Origin of the sequence: Pseudomonas syringae pv. coryli str. NCPPB 4273 (genome assembly GCF_000972175.1) — a bacterium.
Classification (GTDB): domain Bacteria; phylum Pseudomonadota; class Gammaproteobacteria; order Pseudomonadales; family Pseudomonadaceae; genus Aquipseudomonas; species Aquipseudomonas syringae.
Map to the genome: position 1 here is coordinate 173143 of NZ_AWQP01000004.1, position 21825 is coordinate 194967.

The window sequence follows — 21825 nt, forward strand, 5'->3', positions numbered from 1 at the left end:
CGGAAAAGCCAATTTGCACTGGATTGCACCTGCTGACGTACTGCCACAACCACAATAAAGGCAATAGGAGCAACGCAAATGACTACATCGTCCCCCTCTCAAGGTGCGGGTCAGCTGGAAACCCGCGGCATCGAGCCAGTTCCTGAAAACGAGTGCAACGGCCACCCCCTGCAGTTGTTCTGGGTCTGGTTCGCCGCCAATATCAGCATCCTGGGCTTGCCGCTTGGTGCCACACTGGTAGCGTTCCAGGGGCTGGCCATCTGGCAGGCAATTATCGTCGCCATCCTCGGTGCCGCCGGCTCTTTCGCCGTGGTGGGCGTGATCTCCATTGCCGGGCGCCGCGGGCGGGCCCCGAGCCTGACGCTGTCCCGGGCCATCTTCGGGGTACGAGGCAATATCGGGCCTACGCTGGTTTCGCTGATGTCGCGGCTGGGCTGGGAAACGGTCAACACCACCACTGCCGCGTTCGTACTGTTATCACTGTTCGCGATCCTTTTCGGCACCCCCGTGGAGGCAAAAAACTCGCCCGGCCTGACCCTGGTGTTCATCGCCTTGTTCGTGCTGCTGACTTTGACCGTCTCGGGCCTGGGCCATGCCACCTTGCTGGTCATCCAGAAATGGGCGACTTACCTGTTCGGCGCGCTGAACCTGGTGGTCGGTGGCTTTCTACTCACCCACATCGACTGGAGCCTGGTCTTCGACGCGCCGGCAGCGCCACTGAGTGCGATGATCATCGGCGTCGGCACCATGGCCGCAGGCACCGGTATCGGCTGGGCCAACGCGGGCGCCGACATGTCGCGCTATCAGCACGCCAGCGTCAAGGCCACTCGACTGGTGGCCTCGGCAGCGTTTGGCGCGGGGATACCACTGGTCTTGCTGATCACTCTCGGCGGCCTGTTGTCGGTGGGCAACGATCATCTGGCGTCAGCCACCGACCCGATCATCGCCATTCGCGAAATGTTGCCTACCTGGATGGCCGTGCCCTATCTGATCACTGCCTTCGGCGGCCTGCTGCTGTCCAACAACCTGTCGGTCTACTCGGCCGGCCTGACCACTTTGACCCTCGGCCTGAAGGTCAAGCGAGTACACGCGGTCATCGTCGATATCATCGCGATCTTTGCCGGTTCGATCTATTTCATGCTGATCGCCGACAGCTTCTACGGCCCCTTCATTACGTTCATCTCGATGTTGGCGGTGCCCATTACCGCGTGGGTCGGCATCTTTGTCGTCGACCTGCTGCACCGCCACATCTACTCCCCAAAAGACCTGCTGGACCAGACCTCACGCAGCGCTTACTGGTATCGCGGCGGCGTCGAATGGCGCGCGTTGGGTTCGTGGGCATTGGCAATCGTGCTTGGCTTCAGCTTCACCACCGTGGCCACCACTCCGGAGCATGTGCTGTTCAAAGGCTTCCTCGCCGATTCCTGGCTGGGCCATAACGGCCTGGGCTGGATCGTGACCTTCATTGTCGCCGGTGGCCTGTATGCGCTGCTCGGCGGGGCACGTGATCGCCGCATCTTTACCGAAGAGGCTGCCCATGCCCGCTAAATTGTTCTACACCGGCCAGGTCGTGGTTGACCTGGTCATGGCCATCGACCGCCTGCCGCCGTCGGGCGGAGATGTGCTGGCGACCAGCGCCACGTTCGAGGCCGGAGGCGGCTTCAATGTCATGGCCGCTGCCTGCCGCAATGGTTTGCGCACCGTTTACCTGGGTCGCCATGGCCAGGGCCGCTTCGGCGACCTTGCTCGCCAGGCCATGCGCGACGAAGGTGTGGAGATTGCTACGATGCCTGTTCCCGGTGAGGACACCGGCCTTGCCGTTGCCCTGGTGGAAGCCTCGGCCGAGCGCTCGTTCATCTCCTATGTGGGCGCTGAAGGTGGTTTGTCTGCCGCTGACCTGCACGGCGTGCAGGTCAGCGCCGAAGATTACGTATTTGTCAGCGGCTACAGCCTGGTCCACAAAAACAAGGTGACAGCGCTGCTCGCCTGGCTGGGCGGATTACCTAGCGGCACTGCCGTGGTATTCGACCCAGGCCCATTGGTTGATGCGCTTCATAGCGTCGAGATGCGCGCCGTACTTCCGCTGATCAGCTTATGGTCCAGCAACTGCGAAGAAGCCCTGCGCTTCACGCAAACCCGGACGCCAACCGACGCGCTCCACAGGCTGGCGTCCATTCTGCGCGAAGATGCGCTCATAGTGATTCGTGACGGCCCAGCCGGTTGCTGGATCCACCATGCTGGACAGACGCGGCTCATACCCGGCTTTGCCGTCACGGCAATCGACACCAATGGAGCCGGCGACGCCCACGCGGGTGTGCTGCTGGCCGAGTTGGCCAGAGGCAGCAGTGTCGACCGCGCGGCGCTGCGCGCCAATGCGGCAGCAGCGATTGCGGTCACCCGCCGGGGGCCGGCGACGGCGCCTGGCCGTGAAGAGGTAGATGCGCTGGTGGGGGCCGATTTCTAGGCTGGCTTGAGCCGCGCTGCACCGTGATGGAGACAATGACAGGCAAGTTTGCGGATGCTCAAAGTCTTCCACACGGCCCTGAGCGCTCGAAGCATACGGCAGCATCGTTTATTAAAGTCACCCGTGCCGACCGCCGTCGGCCTGACTGTGGTGTAACCGGGCTACGTTCTGATCAATGCGGCTTTGGATCATGCGCAGGGTGTCTCGAGTAATAACCTGCGGGCACAGGTTCTCGGCGATGGCTGTAAACCGGCTCGCTACATCACACATGCCGTCAATCACTCCAGTTGCAGCGTCCGGGGACATCTCGGCTTCCTCGGCAAGCCGAAGCATTTGCGCACGGGAAATCTCCAGCGCCTCTCCCATCACGTCCATCTGATGGTATCCGCTTGGCCCCTCGCAGAAGGTTACGTCGTAAGCCGGCGACAGTTTCCACTGACCGTCCTGCGCCATGATGTAGGCGAAGTTCTTGGGATGATCGTCTCGGTTGTTGAACGCAACGTTGAAAACGGCACGTTCGAACGCGCGTGCCATCTCTCGCACATCGTTGGTACACATTTGTGTTGCCCGCAAAAAGTTGACGTAGTCCAAGACACCCGGAGACTGGTAATTTGCCCCCGTAAAGGCGGCCAGGCTTTGCATGGGTATCCGTAGACCATCGCGACGGTCAAATCGCTTACTGGCAAACGCTGCCAGGCCATCAGGCAGATTGAAGTGCTGGGTGTCAGGGGTCTCGATACCGCACATGCGCAGGCACTCGGCGTAGACCATTTCGATGGCGCACACTTCTGCGTGTTCTTCTTTGGCCGGAAACTTGATCAACCATGCTTCAAATCCCGGCGTAGCCGCAGTGGTAAACCCGCCAGTTTCAGGATCGCGATAGACGAGAGCCTTGGGCCTTGCACCTTGAGGCGAGCCACCCACCAGCAGCAATGCCTGCAGGAACTCGCCACCGTTTCCACGCAGTACTTGCTTCACATCGGCGGCGAGTTGTTCCAGCGGGATGTGGACGTCAGATTCCTGCCCTTCGGGCGCCACGGGCTCAAACGTCATGGCGCCCATTGCGCTGCTACCGATGTAGGCCAGCCGTTCCAGAGGGCCGATGCGCGCGGTGGTGAGCCCGCGGCGCCTGAAAAGACGGTCCATCAACAACATGCCCCATCCATCCGGCAACGAGTCGTAAACAGGCCCTGGCAAGTACAGCTGATGGTCCGGGAAGTCTCGGCGCAACCTGGCCCCCTCCAGGGGCAGCGTATAGGAGGACAGTTCCAGGCCCCTTTGTCTGGCTTCATTGCTGTATTCGAACACGATCAGCGGGCGACCGGTCAAAGCGGTCGTCGAGACCAGCGTGCCCCACTGCCATCGCTCACCCCAGCCCTCGTAGAAGACGTTAACCTGCTCAAGCATCGCCGGGCTTCCTCTTTGTACGGAGACGATTGGCGCTGTATTCGTAGCGTCGAATGTCTTCGATGCTGTCCAGCTTTGGCAGAAACAGGCCTTCGAGTTCCTTGGTTCGGCCGAGAGCCATAGCCACCCGAACGACGTTCTCGAATCCGACATTGCGTCCGGCTTCGAGGTTGGAGACCGTATTTGTGCCGATGCCGGCACGCCCGGCGAGGTCGGCTTGTGTCATATTCAGCGCCAGACGCTCTGTGCGCAGACGGTCACAAAGGCGCTTAACGATCTCACCGGGCTTGCTGAAGCTTAAATCCAACATAATGTGTATAAAGCCCGATTCAGCCATTTAATTCACAAAATTATAGAATTAACCCCCTACATCAGCAAGCAGCTTGACGTCCATATTACGGGTCTTGAGCAGATCACCCTGCCAGACCACATTCCCGGTCCAGCCGGCTGCCCCGTGCAAAACCATGAGCACCTGCGCGCAGTGCGATCAACAGGCTCAGCAGCAAAAGCATCAACAAGACCCAGGGAAAGGAACCTGCTCCCCAGTGGCCAAGCAACACGCCCCCCAATAACCCTCCGCCTGCGATGGCGCTGTTCCAGACCACGACGTTCATCGAAAGCGCTACATCTGCGCCATCGCCTGCCGCATCGGCGAGCGCGGTTTGCAGCAGCGTGGCGGCACCGCCGAAGGTCAGGCCCCAGATAAAAGCGCCGATGTAAATGGCCGTTGCAGAGCCGGAAAACACGCCGAAGAACACTGACACCGCTGCGAAGGTTGCCAGGCTGGCAAGCACCGTCTTGCGCAGATGGCGATCAACCAACCGTCCCGTAACCCAGATGCCCGCCAGTGCGGCGACCCCGAATGCCAGCAATACCAGGTCCACATCATTCGCCAGCCCCGCCGCGGAAACGAAGGGAGCGACGTAGGTGTAAAGCAGGTTATGAGCCAGCATCCAGGTGAAAACCACGCCCAGCACCGAGCGTACGCCGGGCGTGAAAAAGACCTGACGTAACGCCATGCGCTGTGAGGAGGACTTGCCCGGATAGTCCGGCACTTTGACCAGCACCCAGATGATCAACAGCACGGTCATCCCGGACATCAAGCCAAACGCCATGCGCCAGCCCATGAACCCGCCAAGCCAGGTGCCCAGAGGCACGCCCAGCGACAAGGCGATAGGCGTGCCGACCATCGCTACAGCCAATGCGCGCCCTTGCAGTTGCGGGACCACCATGCGCCGTGCGTAACCGGCGATGAGGCTCCACGCCAGGCCCGCCGAGACGCCTGCGAAAAACCTTGCGATCAGGGTCAGTCCGTAACTGGAAGACAGCGCAGTGACGCTGTTGAAAACCAGAAAGCCGATAATCGTCACCAGCAATACCGTTCTGCGCCGCCAGCTTTGCGTGGCGATCGTCAGTGGAATGGCGGCCAGCAATGAACCCAACGCATAAACAGTCACCATCTGTCCGGCAAACGATGCGGACACTTCCAGCCCGTCGGCGATCTGCGGCAACAAACCCGCCGGCAAAGTCTCGGTGACAATGCAGATGAACCCCGTCATTGCCAGCGCCAGCAACGCCCCCAGCGGGAGTGTTTCGCCCTGCTTTTCATCTGTAGTCATTTTAAAACCCTCACTAATATACTGATCGGTACAAATATAGGCAGATGAAGTGAGGTGGTCAATGACTTATGTATCGATTAGTATTTAATTAATTCCGAAGGAGACTCGATATGGCACAGCTGGGGCGTCCGCGTACATTTGACCGTGATTTAGCGATCACTCAGGCGCTGCATCTGTTTTGGGAGCACGGCTACGATGCAACCTCCCTCAGCCAGCTCAAGGCAACCATCGGTGGCGGCATCACGGCACCGAGCTTCTACGCAGCGTTTGGCTCTAAACAGGCCCTGTTCAATGAAGTGATGGAGCGTTACCTCGACACCTACGGCCGGGTCACCGACAGCCTGTTCGATACGAACCTGCCGCCCAAAGACGCAATTGAACTCACCCTTCGCCGCTCTGCGAAAATGCAGTGCGAGCCAGGGCATCCCACGGGGTGCCTGGTGGCTTTAGGGCTGATGAGCGCCTGCTCGGACGAGAGCAAGGCCATTTCCGAACCTCTTGCGCGGGCCAGGAATCTGAACCGTACAGGTATCGTTGCCTGCATCCAGCGCGCCATTGCAGCAGGCGAGTTACCTGCAACGGTAATGCCGGAAACGCTCGCGGCCGTGTTTGACAGTTTTCTTCTGGGCTTGTCTACACTGGCGCGCGACGGTGTCCCACATGCCACACTGGACGCTGCAGTGACCCAGGTGATGAGGCTGTGGGACAGCCTGGGCAGTGTTGCCGACAATCATTGACCCTGAAACTCAATCTGGATGAGGTTCGGGAGGCGTCGAGGACGCCAGACTCTTTGCACTGATTTTTTTGGAGAACACCATGCTTCGCGCGTTTGAAAAATGGCTTGACCCCTTCCCGCCTGACGAAGTGCCGCCGCCACCTGACGGCCTGGCCCGGTTTCTCTGGGCCTGTACGCGAGGGGCACGCGGTTACATTCTTGCGTTTGCGCTGCTGTGCGCCGGTGTGTCGATTTACGAAGCCTGGTTGTTTTCCTTCCTCGGGCAGGTCGTGGACCTGCTGTCCACCTGGAAGGCTGGCGGCGATACGGCCGCGCAGGAAAGTAGCGTGCTGTGGGGCATCGGCCTGGTATTGCTGAGCAGCATCGTGCTGGTGGCGTTGCGCACAATGGTGCAGCACCAGGTATTGGCAATCAACCTGCCCCTGCGGCTGCGTTGGGACTTCCATCGATTGATGTTGCGGCAAAGCCTGTCTTTCTTCTCCGATGAGTTCTCCGGCCGCGTCACCACCAAGGTGATGCAGACAGCGCTGTCAGTGCGCGAGGTGCTGTTCACCATCGTCGAAATCGTCCTCGGTATCGGCGTCTATTTCATCGCGATCATCGCCCTGGCCGGCGGCTTCGACTTGAAACTGATGCTGCCTTTCCTTGGCTGGCTGATGCTGTTCGGCCTGGCCATGCTGTACTTCGTGCCGCGCCTGGGCAAGGTCGGCCAGGAGCAGGCCAACGCACGCTCATCGATGACCGGACGTGTCTCGGACGCGTACACCAACATCACCACGGTAAAGCTGTTCTCCCACTCCAAGCGTGAAGCGCATTTTGCGCGCGCAGCGATGGAGGACTTCAAGCTCACCGGCCTGGCCCAGATGCGTCTGGTCAGCCAGTTCGAGATCGTCAATCAGGCACTGGTGGTCGCGCTGATCATGGGTGCTGGCGGTTACGCCCTATGGCTGTGGCACCAGGGCCAGGTCGGCACCGGTGCGGTTGCGGCGATCACCGCCATGGCGTTGCGTATCAACGGCATGTCGCACTGGATCATGTGGCAGATGACCTCGTTATTCGAGAACATCGGCACCGTCCAGGACGGCATGGAGACCTTGACCCGCGGCCCCAAGGTTGAGGATGCGCCGGATGCGAAGGCTCTGGTCACCCGCGGTGGCGCGGTCACCTTCGATAACGTGAGCTTCAATTACAACGGCGAACGTCAGGTGCTCGATGCCCTGAGCCTGACCATTCGTCCTGGTGAAAAAATCGGCCTGGTGGGTCGCTCCGGTGCCGGCAAATCCACGCTCATCAACCTGCTGCTGCGCTTTTATGACGTGGACAAGGGCTCGATCAGTATTGATGGGCAAGACATTGCGCACGTTACTCAGGACAGCCTGCGCAGCGCCATCGGCATGGTCACGCAGGACACCTCGTTGCTGCACCGCTCCATTCGCGACAACATCGCCTACGGACGCCCCGACGCGACTGATGAGCAAATCCGCAGCGCTGCGGCGAGTGCGCAAGCCGACGGGTTCATCAGCCAACTGAGCGACAAACAAGGCCACAGTGGCTACGACACGCTGGTGGGTGAGCGCGGTATCAAGCTGTCGGGCGGCCAGCGTCAACGCGTCGCCATCGCCCGGGTGATGCTCAAGAACGCGCCGATCCTGCTGCTCGACGAAGCCACCAGTGCGCTGGACTCGGAAGTCGAAGTGGCGATCCAGGAAAGCCTCGATGAAATGATGCAGGGCAAGACGGTGATTGCCATCGCTCACCGCCTGTCCACGATTGCCGCCATGGACCGGCTGATTGTCATGGATGACGGGCGCATCATCGAACAAGGCACCCACGCCGAACTGCTGGGCAAAAACGGAACCTATGCGCGGCTGTGGCAGCACCAGAGCGGCGGGTTTCTCGGTGAGGATCAGGGTGTGGCCGAGGACATGGGATAGGCAGCAACAACAAAATAAACAAATGTGCTTTCAGTAAAAATACAATTATTCTTTGCCCATGATCAAAGAACTGAAAACGTTTATTGCCGTGGCGAGAGAAGGCACGTTCGCTGCGGCGGGCAGCAAGATCGGGCTCACCCAGGCCGCTGTCAGTGCGCAGATGCAGCGCCTTGAAGCTGAACTGGGCGTCGAGCTGTTCGACCGAAAAGGACGTTCAGCCCAGCTCAACCGCATGGGGCAGCAAGTGTTGCTACAAGGTCAGGATCTGGTGCGCCAGTTCAGCAGCCTGGGCACTACTACGGTCGGATTGCCCGCCAGCGTGCTGGTGACCATCGGCGCAATTGCCTCTGTGCAACGCTCCTTTCTGCCGGAAGCGCTCGCTCGGTTTCATCAGCAATTCCCAGCGTGCAGGACGCGCGTCATTCCCGGCCTGTCCATGGATCTGGTCAATCAGGTGGACGCTGGCGAGATCGACATGGCAGCGATCATCCGCCCGCCCTTCTCACTGCAAAGCGACCTGCGCTGGACGACGCTGGTCCGTGAGCCCTACCGCCTTATCGTGCCTGCCGACATACCGGGGGATGACTGGGCCGAGCTGGTTTCGGCTCATCCCTTCATTCGTTACGATCGATCGTCGTTTGGTGGTCGACAGGTCGACCGGTTCCTGCGCCAGACCCATGTCTCGCTGCGCGAAGTCTGCGAGCTCGATGAACTGGATGCGATTATGAAACTGGTCGCCAACGGCGTCGGCGTAGCCTTGGTTCCGGAAACGGCAACCCTGCAGACATGGCACGCCGGTGTGCGCTCTATCGACTTGAAAGCGCATACCTTCCATCGCGATATCGGCCTGGTACATCGTGCTCGCCGCAGCCTGACCGAACCGGTGAGCACGCTGGTGCAACTGATTAATGACCATGTGCTGACTGGTTAGCGTTGCGCCCACTCAAGCAAGCCTGGCGCGACGTGGTGCGCGCCAGGCCTTTTACTATTTTGCGAACAGCTGACTCATGTCCTTGAACGCCTTGAACTCAAGCGCATTACCGCAGGGATCGAAAAGGAACATGGTGGCCTGTTCCCCCACCTGCCCCTTGAAGCGAATGTAGGGTTCGATGACGAACTCGGTACCGAAGGATTTCAAGCGCTCGGCCAGGGCTTCCCACTGGGCCCATTCCAAAATGATCCCGAAATGCGGAACCGGCACGTCGTGACCGTCTACCGGGTTGCTGTGCACGCTCTCTTGAGAGGCGGTTTTCGGGTGTTCATGAATCACCAACTGGTGCCCGTAGAAATCGAAGTCGACCCACTGGTCGCTGGAGCGCCCTTCGGAAAGACCGAACACTTCACCGTAGAAGGCACGTGTCGCGGCCAGGTCATAAACCGGGATTGCAAGGTGGAAAGGAGAAAGACTCATCAGGACTCCGATTGCAGCTCTTGGTGGCGGGTGAAGCCGGACGACGCGCTCGCTGTCCGGCGACTTCTTCGAGTTCCACTCATGCTAAAGCCGGTCGATACCAATAAAAATCAATATATATTTTTCAGATGCACAAATTATTTTTGTGATAGCTGCTTCGCTCAAGCACCAGTCCAGCTCACGAATGCAGGCTTATCCAGCCGTTGATCCCTACATACATCCCGACACAGATAATCAGGACGCTGGACAGGTAAGGTGCGCGTCGAGCGGCGGCACTGAGCCAGGGAAAACGATTCGAGGCTTTTCGCGCACCGATGGCGGCGGCAGCGCCAACAGTGACCAGCGTAATGGCGAGCCCCACGCTGAAACAGATCACCATCATCGCGCCCAGGGTCACCTGCTGCACCTGCAGACACAGCAGCAGCACGGTGATGGCCGCAGGGCAAGGGATAAGGCCCCCGGTCAAGCCGAACATCAGGATCTGGCCATTGCTGACCTCGCGATGGGTGAAGCGCTTGCGAATGTCGTCGGCATGGGCCTTTTCATGGGCGTCCTGATAGCCTTCGGCGCTCAGGTTCAAGCCGTCCAGATCGCTGTGGTCATGGCTATGGCTGTGACCGTGCTCATGCTCATGGGAGTCCACGTCGTGCTCATGGCCATGGCCTGCATGCCCGTGACTCAGCCGGGCACTTTCGAACTGATACAGCTGCTCGCCACGCCAGGTGCGCCATAGCATCCACAAGGCAATGGCGATGATCACGGCAGATGACGCGAGCTGAAAGTAAGGCTCCGTGGTTTCAGCATCCAGCCCCTGGCCCAGATACATGCCGCCGATGGCCACCAGCCATACAACGGCGGTGTGCGAAACGGTGGCGGCGACACCGAGCATCACGGCCTGTTTAACAGAGCCACGAATGGCCACAATGAACGCCGCCATCATGGTTTTCGAATGCCCGGGCTCTAGCCCGTGCAACGCGCCCAGCAAAATGGCACTGGGAAAATACAGCCAGGCATGCGAACCACCTTGCTGGAGCAACTCGACGAAGTTGGGCATGCGAGACCTAAAGGTATTTGGTGATTTGCTTGAAGGCTTCCAGCGGTGCCCGCTCGCCCCTGGCGAGTGAACCGAGCGTGTCTTCGAGGCAGTGATCGATATGATCCTGAATCAACGTGCGCTTGGCCTGGCACACCGCTTTCTCGACCGCGTGCAGCTGCTGGGCGATGTCCACACACTCGCGCCCTTCTTCGATCATGGTGATGATGCCGCGCAAATGACCGTCGGCCCGTTTCAGGCGCTTGATGACAGCTTCGTGGGACTGGTGCGTATGGCCGTGGGGATGGTCGTGTTCACTCATGGATCGAGCTCCAGTCTGGGTGATTCAGACCGGCACTCTATCCCCCCAGGGGGGATAGAGTCAAAGGTAATGCAGGATTGGAACCGGAAGCGAGCCCACCGGTGAAAACCTGTTCAACTCATCCCGTTGAATGCCAGCTCACTGTCCTTGATATTGGCAATCGGCCCGAGAATGGCTGGATCGAAGTCGCGGAGTGGCGCGCCCTGACGCAACAACTCTGGCAGGTCCGGATTGGCCAGCGCGCCCTTGCCCACCGCGATGATGTCGGCACCGTCGCGAAGCAACTGTTCGGCTTTTTGCGGATCGTGCAGGCCGCCATTGGCGATCAGCGCAACATCCGGCGCGTAACGACGGGCCAGTTCGACCAGGCTGGCTTGACCTTGGGCAAACGCCGGCTGCCATGCTTCGTGTTCGGTCACATGGATGTAATCGACGCCGGCATCGGCCAGCGCAGCGAAAATGACTTCGGCATCGCGTTCGCCCCCTGCCCATTTGTGCTGAAAGTCGTTGACCTTGCCTTGTGAAAGACGCACGCCCACCGGTGCCTGCCCGGCGACTTTTTTCACTGCGGCGATGACCTCGAGCGTCAGTCGCAGACGCTGTCCGACCTCACCGCCCCATTGATCGGTGCGCTGATTGCTGTAGTCGGTCAGAAACTGATCCAGCAGGTAGCCGTTCGCACCATGTATCTCGACACCGTCAAAGCCTGCAGTGCCGATAGCCAGTTGCGCAGCGCGAGCGAACCCGTCAATGGCCTCGGCAATATCCTTGTCACTCATCGCCCGCGGAATCCGGTAGCTGCCCGCGCCGTAATAGAACGCCATCTGTTCGCCCTTGGGACGAATGGCCGAAGGACCCACCGACTCGCTGACGAAGCGATTGGCCTGACTGAGCGCACCGGCGTGCATGAGCTGCGCAATCATGACACTGCCATGCCGGTGCACAGCATCGGTCGTGGCACGCCAGGCCTGAGCCTGCTCGTCATCGGTGAGCCCGGGCTGGAAGCGGTAGCCTTGGGAAGAACTGCGATCGGTGTAGTTGCCCTCGGTAATGATCAGGCCAAAACCGCCTTTGGCGAACCGCTCGTAGTAGCGCGCCATGGTCTGCGTTGCACTGCCCTGCTCGTCCGCGCTCACGCGTGTCATGGGCGCTACCGCAAATCTGTTCTTCAGTTTCAGATGACCTCTATCGAACGGCGCTGTAACGTGTTTGTTTGTCTCGCTCATACTGCAAATCCTCACTGTGCAGACCGGCTGCGAATTGCCCGCAGTCATTGACAGAACCTGCAGCAACGGTAAGGGCTGGCGCAGCCCATTGGAACCCGGCCGTGCAGATAAGGCGCTTTAACGAAAATGGATAGAATCCGTGCAAATATCTGATATAGAGGTGTTCGCCGCCATTGCCTCCAGCAGGAGCCTGTCGGAAGCGGCGCGTCGACTCGGGTTGTCGCCGATGGCAATCTCCAGACGTCTGGCTGCGCTGGAAAACGACCTGGGCGTCAGGCTGGTTCACCGCACCACCCGCTCGGTATCACTGACGCCTGAGGGCGAAGTGTTTCTGCCGCACGCCAAAACCATGCTGCACGCCAGCGAAACCGCCCGTGCAACGCTGAAAGCCGATGCGGGTACGGCCAGTGGCGTATTGCGGGTCACAGCCCCCAGCGTGTTTGGTCAGACCGTCATCATGCCGCTGCTGCCTGCGTTGATGCAGGAGAATCCGGCACTGAGTATCGACCTGACGCTGTCGGACAGCATCGTGGACATCGCCGGGCTGGGCATCGATGTCGCCATTCGGATCGCCACGATACGTGACTCCGCGCTGGTGGCCAGATCGCTGGCGCCCAACCCCCGGGTCGTGTGTGCAAGCCCCGACTACCTGGCGCGGCGCGGCCAGCCATCGGTGCTTGACGAACTTCGTCAACACCCGTGCATCACCTTGCATGCGATGCCTTACTGGCCGTTCATCAGAGAAGGCGAGCCGGTGGCCATTCGCGCGCAGGGGGCGTTCTCGGCCAATAGCGTCGAAGCAGTGCGCACGGCATGCAAACAGGGCCTGGGGCTGGCCATGCTGACCTATTGGGACGTTCAGCAGGAAATCCGTGAAGGCAGCCTTCTGCAGATACACTTCGAGGACGTCATCCCCGAGCAGTTGTCTGTCACGGCCGTATTACCGACCCGCCAGCGCGTCCCTCACCGGGTACGCCTGTTCGTTGACCGCCTTGAGGCAGAGCTCAAGAAGAATGCGGTTTGAAGCAAAATGCCATCGGTATGGCAGACTCAAGAAGCAACCTGTATCGGCTCAAACCGGCTGCAGTTTCGCCCTTCATGCTTGGCCCGGTACAAGGCCCGGTCGGCTTCCGCCAGCAATGCTATTGCAATCGAGTCCGGCGCAGTGCCGGGCGCAAAGTCCGAGCGCGGAATGGGTAGCGCACCAGCCTCCAGACTTGCTACCCCCACGGACACGGTCACCAGGCCGAAGTCACTGGTTTCATGGCGCTTGTTGAGGCCTTGAATGCGCTGCACGATTTCATCCGCGAGCCGACAGGCACCCTCTGCCCCTGTATCCGGCAACAGCACGGCAAACTCTTCGCCACCATAACGGGCCACCAGATCGGTAGACCTGTGCACGGACTTTTTCAAGGCATGGGCAATAGCAATCAGGCACTCATCGCCTTGCAAATGGCCATAGTGATCGTTGTAACGCTTGAAGAAATCGATATCGAGCAACAGCAGCGAAAACGCCCCTTGGTTGCGCCGCACGCGCAGCCATTCGCGCGCGATACTCTCGTCGAGAAAACGCCGGTTGGCCAGCCCCGTCAGCCCATCGGTCTGGGCCAGCAGGTTGAGCTGGTCCATCGCCATTTTCAGGCGCAGGTGGGTCTTTACTCGCGCCGTGACGATCAACGGCTGAATAGGCTTGCCGATGAAATCCACGGCCCCCAGCGCCAGTCCGGCTTCCTCGATACGGGTTTCGGTGTGGCTGGTGATGAAGATGACGGGGACGTCTTCCAGCAATTGATCGGCCTTTAGCGTCTCGCAGACTTCAAACCCGCTCATTCCGGGCATCTCGGCGTCGAGAAGGATAAGGTCAGGACGCATTTCCCGGACCATCTTCAAGGCCTGGGCGCCACCCGTGGCGAAACGAATCTGCCCCAGGCCGTTCAGAATTTTGCTCAACACGCGAATGGCGGAAATATCATCATCGACAATCAGCAGGCTAGGTACAGGTTGCATGGTGGGTGACGCTCCTTTTTATAATTCCGCACGTTCGAGCAGGTGCAGTGCCTGCTCGAACTCGAGCCCTTCAATGGTCTGCCAGAGCTGTTCGACCAGTGCCTGTCCGGCCAGCTCCTGAAGAGCCACAGCAGCCAGCGGAAACTGATCCAGCGCGGCGATATCACGGTTTTCAAGCAATTCACGCAAGGTCGACAACCCCTGCCGGGACGCATCGAGGTCCGCATCGATACGCGGGGCCAGCGGCCTTTCCTCAAGTACCGGCGTGCGCTCCTGCAATGCCCGGAAAGCGGCACTCAGGGCTCGCACAGCCTGCTCCGGGTCCGCAGCGTTGCGCAGCAGGGTTTCCGCCTGCCCGGCATGCAGGCCCACTTGCGTGGCGCCAAGCAGCAGTGCAGAGCCGCGCAACTTGTGCAGGTCAGCCATTGTTTGATCGCGGTTCTGTCGCGCCCGCATCAGAACGTTTTCGCTCTCGCCAAACGCGGCAAATTCACTGAAAAAGCGCCGCAGCGAAGAGAGAAACAAGGGCACATCATTGCCTAGCCGAGCGGCGACCTCCTGGGTATCGATACCTTCGATCACCGGCCATGCAGAGCCTGTCGATGCTTCCTGCAGCAAGGTGCCGACCGCCAGCGGAGCGCCTCGAACACGCTCGACGGCACGCCGTACCGCCCGGATCAGGGCCGCGGGGTCCAGAGGCTTGGTGAGGAAATCATCCATACCCGCGAGTTCGGCCTGCCGCCGCTCTTCTGCCAGAGCGCCTGCGGTCAGCGCCAGCACGGGTAGGCGTGTCAGGCCCAGTTCGTTGCGCAAGCGCCGCGTGGCCTCATAGCCATCCATTTCCGGCATCTGCACATCCATCAGCACCGCGTCGAAGAAATCCGGCGTCTGACGCAGTCGTTCAAGGGCCAGCAGACCATTGCTGCAGGTCTGGACCACTGCGCCCTGTTGCTGCAACAACAGGCTGGCGACCTCAAGGTTGATCTCGCTGTCGTCCACCAGCAGCAGGTGCAATCCACTCAGCCAGAGCGTCATGGAGGTATCCATCCGCGTGGCCTGGATGACCCTTTCAGTACTGCCCTGGTACCTGGCGATGCAAGCGTTGACCGCGTTGAACAAGGCCGAGCTGTCCAGCGGCTTGAGCAATACCTTGTCGACAAGAGAGTACAGTTCTGCCTGGACCTCGGTCGGTGTCACCAGAATGATCGGCAGCGGCGTCGCCTCGATCAGTTGCTGCAGCTCATCAACCTGCGGCTGCTGCCAGTCCACCAACAGTACGTCCGGCAATGCCGCGTTGACTTGATTGCGCTCGCGCAAAGCTGCGTGCAGGGTATGTTCGCCGATCAGACTTGCCACTCGCCATCCCAGGCCGCGACACAGCCGCTGCAGGGCCATGGACGATTGTGCGTCGTCGCTGAGCAGCATGACCTCCAGACTGCTTCCAGGGCCGGACGGCTCAAGGTCGGTATGGCTGATCTGAAACGGCAACTCCACCCAGAACTCGCTGCCTGTGCCGAGTTCGCTCTCCACCCCTATCCGGCCGCCCATCTGCTCGGCCAGCCCGCGCACGACCGACAACCCCAGTCCGGTGCCGCCAAACCGCCGCGTGGTAGAGGCGTCCGCCTGCGTGAACGGCGAAAACAACTGGCCGAGCACATCGCCCGGTATGCCGCAGCCAGTGTCCTGCACAGCGAAGCGCAACCAGCAGGTATCGGCGTGATCGTCTTTACGACTCACCGTCACATCGACACCACCCACGGTGGTGAACTTGAGCGCATTGCCGACCAGATTCATGAGGATCTGGTTGACCCGCAAAGCGTCACCTATCAACTGGCCAGACAGCGGCGTTACAACGTTGATAGAAAAGCGCAGGCCTTTTTCCTGAGCCTGGGGCGTGAACAACTCGCCCAGTTCGTCGAGCAGTTGCCGCGGGCTGAAGGGGTTATGTTCCAGGCGCATCTCTCCCGCTTCGATCTTGGCGATGTCGAGGATATCGTTGATGATCCCCAACAGTGTCCGGCCGGCGATCTGCAATTTGGTCAGCAACTGACGCTGCTGGTCGTTCAAAGCGGTGTTGTGCAGCAGATGGGAGATGCCGATCACGGCATTCATGGGCGTACGGATTTCATGGCTCATGTTGGCCAGAAACAGACTCTTGGCCGCATTGGCAGCCTCGGCGCTGGACTTGGCCGCGTGCAACTCGGCGCTGTGGTGCAGCCGTTCGGTGATGTCCTGAGCAATACCCAGATGACCGATGAGTTCTCCATCGGCGGTGCGGATCGGGGTGATGATCATCAGCACAGGCACCGTCGAGCCGTCCTTGCGCACGTAGGTCCATTGCCGGGTTTCCGAGCCTTCGCGGGACGCCTTGTAGCAAAAGACGTCAATGCCTTTGATCGCAGTGCCGTATTCACGACTCAGCTCCGCGGCGCGTACAGCCACTTCTTCAGGAAGATGAAACACGCCTGGACCGTTGCCACTGAGCATTTCCGCATTGCTGTAGCCCAGCAGCAACTCGGCGCCACGATTGAACACAAAGATCTGCCCCTGGGTATCGGTAGCGATGATCGAAACTTCCGAAGAGGCGTCCAGTACCCCCTGCAGCAAACCCGCCACTCTGGACAGCTCTGCAGTGCGCTCGCTGACCTGCTGTTCAAGCTGTGCGTTGAACTCCATGAGATAGCGTTCGACGCGTTTGCGATCGGTGATGTCGTGCATCATTTTCGCCGCGCCGAGTATGGTGCCGTCAGTCTCGCGGATGAAACTGCAGGTAATGGTCACATCGATCAACTGGCCGTTCTTGTGCAGCCGCCGGGTTTCCAGCGTCGGCCCGCGCTCACCGCGGGCCACCCTTTCCAACAGCTGTTCGTCTTCATGAACCAGCTCTGGCGGAACCAGCAGTGGCGCCAACGGGCAGCCCAGCACTTCGTGCTCGTCATAGCCGAACATCTGCTCGGCAGCCCGGTTCCAGGTGATGATTCGACCGTCCAGGGCTTCACCGATGATCGCGTCGCTGGAGTTTTCGACGATGGTTGCCAGCCTGGCCTGACCGGCAACCACCTGCTGTTTGCGCTGACGGGACAGTAGCAGCGTGCCGACCAGCACCGTCAACATCAGGCTGACCAGCGTGCCGATGATGAACACCCTGCCCGCCGGGACCGGATCGAGAGCCGTGATAAATGCCGGGTGAGCACCTACCTCCATGCGCCATACACGCCCGTAGATTTCTCGCTCGAAGGCGTAAGTCTGCAAGACCTCCTGCTCATGATCGTTTTCCGGAGTCTGGTAGATCAGTTGCCTGCCTTCACTGACGTCATAAAGCTTCAAGTGCAGCCTGTGGTTCAGAGGGTCCAGATTGCTCATCACCTCACGCATGGCCAACGGCGCATAGGTCCAGCCGACCAGGGATGTTTCCCGCTGGGCGATATCGTTGGGGGTTTCAGGGGTGCTGTAAACCGGTAACAGGAACAGAAACGCGCGCATGTGATCATCGTTGTCCTGCAGCAGGGTAATAGGCGCCGACAAGGTTGCAGCGCCGCTGCGCATGGCCTGAAGGGCTGCATCGCGACGATGCTCCTCGGAGGCGATGTCCAGCCCCAGCGCCTGGACATTGCGGTCCAGCGGGTCGATGAATTGAATGATGAAACGGTCTCCCTGCCGGGTGCCCGGCCCACTCAATCGACTGAGACTGAAGTCCGGCCTGCCATCCGCCCTGACACGCCTTACGAACTCGGCCTCATCGCTGGCAGCAACGCGGCGGATAAAACCGAATCCGCGCGCGCCCGGGTACTCCTTCTCGATATCGCGCCCTTTGCTGTAACGACTCATCTGGCTGCTATTGACATGCTCGAGGTCCAGCATGTGAACCGCACCGCGCAGACCTCGAAGGCGGTACTCATAGACCCTGAGCCGTGCCTGCAAGTTATCGCCGATCCCCTCACCGGCCTCTTTGAGAGCCTGGCCTATGCGTGCATCAATCGACCTGCGCTGTTCATGGCTGGCGATAAAGCTGACGCTAAGCCCGGCCAACAGAACCACAGCCATCCAGCCAACGAGCCACGTGAGAGAGCTTTTCTTCATCGATCAGACACTCGTTTTCAATCCTGAATACTGTGAGGTGACCAGAGGACACCATCCGCCTGCCCTGGCGCGTCTCTGCGACCTCAAGCGTAGATTGTCTTCGACCAAGCGCCAGTGACGTCGCCATGGCTGCCGGTTTATCGCGCGCGCGGCCGCACGGCATCTGTCAGCAGCCACCTGCAACTCATGGAATCGACCCAGCAGATGGCTAAATGATAGTTATCCTTTTCTTAAGGAAACCTTAGCGCCTTTATCGACTGAGCACAGGCACGACTTGACAAGCCATCAGTGCCTTATTTATGCGGGTGTGTTCGACAGGTTGCGGTGTACGACGAAGGAAGGAAGTTGATCGGGCCCGGTCATGCTGGCCAGCCCTGCGGTTTCAGCTTGAATCGTAAGCTTGTTCAGCGTAGCCAGTGCGATTGCCGCTCATGCAGTAAAACGAACCGGCATTGAGCCGGTTCGCCATTCGGTCAATACCGTCAGGTCTCTGCCATCAAGGCTTCCAGCTTCCGCCTTCGACGATGACCGCGTTGGGGTCTGTGCCCTCGGCCAGTTCCGGGCGTACATACTGGTCGTAGAGCTTGAGCAGGTATTTCTCTTCGCCCAGCCTGGCCAGTTCGGTGTTCACCCAGTCGCGCAGTTCGATATTGCCTTTTTTGACGGCAGGAGCAATTGGCGCTTCGTCACCGAGTTTCTGCTCCAGCACGCGATAGCCGGGGTTTTTCTTCGCCCAGCTGAACAGCACCAGATTGTCCTGCGCATAGGCATCACCGCGACCATTGGCCAGCGCTTGCAGCGACTCGGAGTTTTTCTCGAACTTCAGCACTTTCCAGTCAGGATGATTTTTCGTCAGCCAGAGATCAGCCGTGGTGCCGGTGGTGACGATGGTGGTCTTGCTCGCCAGATCGTCCAGCGTCTTGACCGGACTGGCTTGCGGCACCAGCGCCTGAACTGCAACACGCAAATTCGGGTTGGTGAAATCCACTGCCTCTCGACGTTCCGGCGTAACCGTCATGTTGGCCAGAATCAAATCTACCTTGTCGCTCTGCAGAAACGGTATGCGGCTGGCAGGTTCGACTACTACGAACTCGATCTTCTTCTCGTCGCCCAACAGGTCCTTGGCGAAACGCTTGCCCAGGTCAGTGTCGAAACCGACGTACTGGCCCTGCTCGTTGACGAAGCCAAAAGGCGGTTTATCGCTGAACACACCGACAATCAGCTTGTCGCGAGCCTTGATGGTTTCCAGGTAACTGCTGGACGGTAAAGGGGCAGCCTTGGCCACGGGCTTCTGCTCGGCAGGCTTGTCGCAACCCGCCATCAGGGTGAAGGCAATCAACGGTAATACGAGGGCAGTTTTGAAGCTCACGATGCTTTCCTTTTTGGCATGTTTTCCACGTAGGAGAACCTCTCCAGGAACTGCTGCGCGCGTGCGGTCTGCGGGGCGCTGAAGAAAGTTTCGGGGTCGTTCTGTTCCGCGATCCGGCCGCGGTCCATGAACAGGATTCGGTCGGCCACCGCTCGGGCGAAGGCCATTTCATGAGTGACGATGAGCATGGTCATGCCGCCTTGGGCGAGGTCGAGGATCACTTCCAGCACTTCCTTGACCATCTCCGGATCGAGGGCTGCGGTCACTTCATCGAACAGCATGACTTTTGGGTTCATGCACAGCGCGCGCACGATAGCGATACGCTGCTGCTGGCCACCGGACAGCTCGCGCGGATAGGCGTCACGCTTGTCCGTCAGGCCCACCCGCTGCAGTAACGCCTCGGCCTGCTGACGAGCCCCGGCTGCACTTCGTTTTTGCACGCGCAACGGGCCGAGCAGAATGTTGTCGAGTACGGTCATGTGCGGAAACAGGTGATAGCTCTGAAAAACCATGCCGATTTGTTGCCTGACCAGCCGCCAGTCGGCGTTGGCGGGCAGCGCCTTGCCGGCAAAGTGCAGGCTGCCGGCATGACCGAGCTCGAGGCCGTTGAGGCAGCGCAGCAAGGTGCTCTTGCCACACCCGCTGGGGCCGAGAATCACCACGACTTCGCCCTCTTTCACGCTCAGGTCGATGTCTCGGAGCACCGCGGTGTCACCAAAGTTTTTGCTGAAGCCGGACAGTTCGATCAATGTGCTCATGCATGATTCCAGCGCCGTTCAAGCACACGCGAGGCGGCCGACAGCGGATAACAGACGATAAAAAAGAATAGAAACAGAAAGCCGTAGATCAGCACCGACTCGTACGTGCGCTCGATGATCTGCTGGCCGACCTTGGTCACGTCCACGACTCCGATCAGGACGGCGAGCGAGCTGGTCTTGATCAGCCGCGTATAGACATTGATCACCGGCGGCGTCAGTCGCTTGAGTGCCTGTGGCAGCAGCACGCGACCATACAACTGGCCGAGACCAAGGCCGATTGCCAGGCCTGCTTCGCGTTGCCCGCGAGGAATCGAACGCAACCCGCCGCGCACCACCTCACCGACCTCGCTGGCCCCCCACAAAGAAAGCACCAGCACTGCGCACCAGAACGCTGGAATACTCACGCCAAGGAAAATCGGCAACCCGAAGAAGAACAAGTACAGCCAGACCAGTACCGGAATCGCCCGGAACAGCTCCAGATAGATCCGCAACGGCACCTCCAGCCAGCGTTTGCCAAGGCTGCGCAGCACGCCGTAACCCACGCCGCCAATACTGCTGAAGACAATTGCCAACAGTGAAATCCCTAATGTGCGCCCTGCCCCCGTGATCAACTGCGGCGCAGACACCCACAACAACTCAAGACCCGAACTGGCCATGCTGGAGCCTCCTTTCCAGAAGACCGAGCAACAAAGACAACGGCAGGAACAGCAACACACACAGACCGGTCATCACCGCGAGCATCTCGTAGGTTTTGTAATACAGGGCAATGTAGCTCTTGGTGGTGTAGAGAATTTCCGGCACCGCGACAGCCGAGACCACGGTGGTTTCCTTGAGCAGAAAGACGAAATTGGCGAACAGTGCCGGCAGGCTGAGGATGCCCGCCTGCGGCAGAATCACGTGGCGCAGTAACTGCCAGCGGGACAGGCCGATGGACAACCCCGACTCGATCTGTGTCTTGGGCACGGCCTCTATGCCGGCGCGCAGAATCTCGGTCAGGTAAGCACCGCCGAGAAAGGTCATGGCAATCACTGCCGACGCGAAACCCGACACGCGAATCCCCAGCGTCGGCAAGGCGAAATAGATGAAGAACAGTTGAATAAGCAACGGCGTGTTGCGTGCCAACTCAACATAAACCGGCACCAGACGGTGCAGGACCGGCACCTTGAATGTAGCAATCGCCGCGTTGACAACCGCCACCATCAGTGAGGTCAGAATTGCAATCAGCCCCACCTGGAGGGTGACACCAATGGCTTTGAGGAAAGCAGGCAGCGTGGAAATGGCAAATGCGTAATCGAAGGTCATTGCTGGCCTTCCACATCGGGATAAACGGACAGAAAACACATCAGGCGGGGCCTTGAACTTACGTATTGATATATAGCTTAACCTTCTGTTTTACATAAAATTAATACCTTTTTAGCATAAGCATAGCGCGAAAAAGGTGCCTGCCTGGGCGCCCCAT

The 21825-nt window shown here is 59.6% G+C and carries 19 protein-coding genes; 6 read left to right on the plus strand and 13 right to left on the minus strand.

Annotation, left to right across the window (positions count from 1 at the left end):
• Window positions 1-78 precede the first annotated feature (78 nt).
• Window positions 79-1548 carry a purine-cytosine permease family protein gene (locus P406_RS02630; RefSeq protein WP_046235246.1) on the plus strand — a complete coding sequence of 490 codons (1470 nt, stop codon included), beginning with the start codon at window positions 79-81 and terminating at the stop codon, window positions 1546-1548.
• Window positions 1538-2464 (plus strand): PfkB family carbohydrate kinase, encoded by a 927-nt coding sequence (locus tag P406_RS02635; RefSeq protein WP_046235247.1) that lies wholly within the window; start codon window positions 1538-1540, stop codon window positions 2462-2464. The genes P406_RS02630 and P406_RS02635 overlap by 11 nt, the downstream gene beginning before the upstream one ends.
• A 117-nt stretch (window positions 2465-2581) precedes the next feature.
• Here P406_RS02635 and P406_RS02640 read toward each other — a convergent pair whose 3' ends face one another.
• From P406_RS02640 to P406_RS02650, 3 genes are all read right to left on the minus strand, one after another.
• The gene (locus tag P406_RS02640; protein WP_046235248.1) at window positions 2582-3871 is read right to left on the minus strand and encodes a type II toxin-antitoxin system HipA family toxin; all 1290 of its coding nucleotides are present in this window, start codon (window positions 3869-3871) and stop codon (window positions 2582-2584) included.
• On the minus strand, window positions 3864-4181 hold the full coding sequence (locus tag P406_RS02645; protein WP_003411168.1) for a helix-turn-helix domain-containing protein: 318 nt from the start codon (window positions 4179-4181) through the stop codon (window positions 3864-3866). The genes P406_RS02640 and P406_RS02645 overlap by 8 nt, the downstream gene beginning before the upstream one ends.
• A gap of 103 nt (window positions 4182-4284) precedes the next feature.
• Window positions 4285-5490 carry an MFS transporter gene (locus P406_RS02650; RefSeq protein WP_046235249.1) on the minus strand — a complete coding sequence of 402 codons (1206 nt, stop codon included), beginning with the start codon at window positions 5488-5490 and terminating at the stop codon, window positions 4285-4287.
• Window positions 5491-5600: 110 nt separating this feature from the next.
• On the opposite strand from P406_RS02650, the gene P406_RS02655 reads away from it, so the two are divergent.
• The 3 genes from P406_RS02655 (at window position 5601) to P406_RS02665 (ending at window position 9091) form a co-directional block, all read left to right on the plus strand.
• Complete coding sequence (locus P406_RS02655) at window positions 5601-6227, plus strand: TetR/AcrR family transcriptional regulator (RefSeq protein WP_046235250.1); 627 nt, start codon at window positions 5601-5603, stop codon at window positions 6225-6227.
• Between the two features lie 79 nt (window positions 6228-6306).
• Window positions 6307-8160, plus strand: coding sequence for an ABC transporter ATP-binding protein (locus P406_RS02660; protein WP_046235251.1), 1854 nt, complete (start codon window positions 6307-6309; stop codon window positions 8158-8160).
• A 58-nt stretch (window positions 8161-8218) separates the two neighbouring features.
• Window positions 8219-9091 (plus strand): LysR family transcriptional regulator, encoded by an 873-nt coding sequence (locus P406_RS02665; protein ID WP_046235252.1) that lies wholly within the window; start codon window positions 8219-8221, stop codon window positions 9089-9091.
• Between the two features lie 54 nt (window positions 9092-9145).
• Here the strand turns inward: P406_RS02665 and P406_RS02670 are convergent, their stop codons facing one another.
• The 4 genes from P406_RS02670 to P406_RS02685 all read right to left on the minus strand — a co-directional run bounded on the left by P406_RS02670 (window position 9146) and on the right by P406_RS02685 (window position 12152).
• A complete protein-coding gene (locus P406_RS02670) occupies window positions 9146-9571 on the minus strand; it encodes a VOC family protein (protein ID WP_003364399.1) in 426 nt (141 codons plus the stop codon).
• A gap of 178 nt (window positions 9572-9749) precedes the next feature.
• On the minus strand, window positions 9750-10625 hold the full coding sequence (locus P406_RS02675; protein WP_046235253.1) for a nickel/cobalt efflux protein RcnA: 876 nt from the start codon (window positions 10623-10625) through the stop codon (window positions 9750-9752).
• Window positions 10626-10632: 7 nt separating this feature from the next.
• Window positions 10633-10926 carry a metal-sensing transcriptional repressor gene (locus P406_RS02680; RefSeq protein WP_003318923.1) on the minus strand — a complete coding sequence of 98 codons (294 nt, stop codon included), beginning with the start codon at window positions 10924-10926 and terminating at the stop codon, window positions 10633-10635.
• A gap of 113 nt (window positions 10927-11039) precedes the next feature.
• Window positions 11040-12152, minus strand: a complete 1113-nt coding sequence (locus P406_RS02685; protein WP_046235254.1) for an NADH:flavin oxidoreductase — start codon at window positions 12150-12152, stop codon at window positions 11040-11042.
• 139 nt (window positions 12153-12291) lie between these two features.
• Between P406_RS02685 and P406_RS02690 the strand changes: the two genes are divergently transcribed.
• Window positions 12292-13176 carry a LysR family transcriptional regulator gene (locus P406_RS02690; protein WP_046235255.1) on the plus strand — a complete coding sequence of 295 codons (885 nt, stop codon included), beginning with the start codon at window positions 12292-12294 and terminating at the stop codon, window positions 13174-13176.
• 26 nt (window positions 13177-13202) lie between these two features.
• Here the strand turns inward: P406_RS02690 and P406_RS02695 are convergent, their stop codons facing one another.
• The 6 genes from P406_RS02695 to P406_RS02720 form a co-directional block, all read right to left on the minus strand.
• The gene (locus P406_RS02695; protein WP_046235256.1) at window positions 13203-14159 is read right to left on the minus strand and encodes a GGDEF domain-containing response regulator; all 957 of its coding nucleotides are present in this window, start codon (window positions 14157-14159) and stop codon (window positions 13203-13205) included.
• An 18-nt stretch (window positions 14160-14177) separates the two neighbouring features.
• On the minus strand, window positions 14178-18239 hold the full coding sequence (locus tag P406_RS02700; protein WP_046235257.1) for a CHASE domain-containing protein: 4062 nt from the start codon (window positions 18237-18239) through the stop codon (window positions 14178-14180).
• Between the two features lie 496 nt (window positions 18240-18735).
• Window positions 18736-19560 carry a transporter substrate-binding domain-containing protein gene (locus P406_RS02705; protein WP_046235410.1) on the minus strand — a complete coding sequence of 275 codons (825 nt, stop codon included), beginning with the start codon at window positions 19558-19560 and terminating at the stop codon, window positions 18736-18738.
• Window positions 19561-19604: 44 nt separating this feature from the next.
• On the minus strand, window positions 19605-20366 hold the full coding sequence (locus tag P406_RS02710; protein ID WP_046235258.1) for an amino acid ABC transporter ATP-binding protein: 762 nt from the start codon (window positions 20364-20366) through the stop codon (window positions 19605-19607).
• Window positions 20363-21022: an amino acid ABC transporter permease gene (locus P406_RS02715; RefSeq protein WP_011268106.1), complete on the minus strand. Its 660-nt coding sequence runs from the start codon at window positions 21020-21022 to the stop codon at window positions 20363-20365. Before P406_RS02715 ends, P406_RS02710 begins: the two co-directional genes overlap by 4 nt.
• Complete coding sequence (locus tag P406_RS02720; RefSeq protein ID WP_046235259.1) at window positions 21003-21668, minus strand: amino acid ABC transporter permease; 666 nt, start codon at window positions 21666-21668, stop codon at window positions 21003-21005. Before P406_RS02720 ends, P406_RS02715 begins: the two co-directional genes overlap by 20 nt.
• Between the last annotated feature and the right edge of the window lie 157 nt (window positions 21669-21825).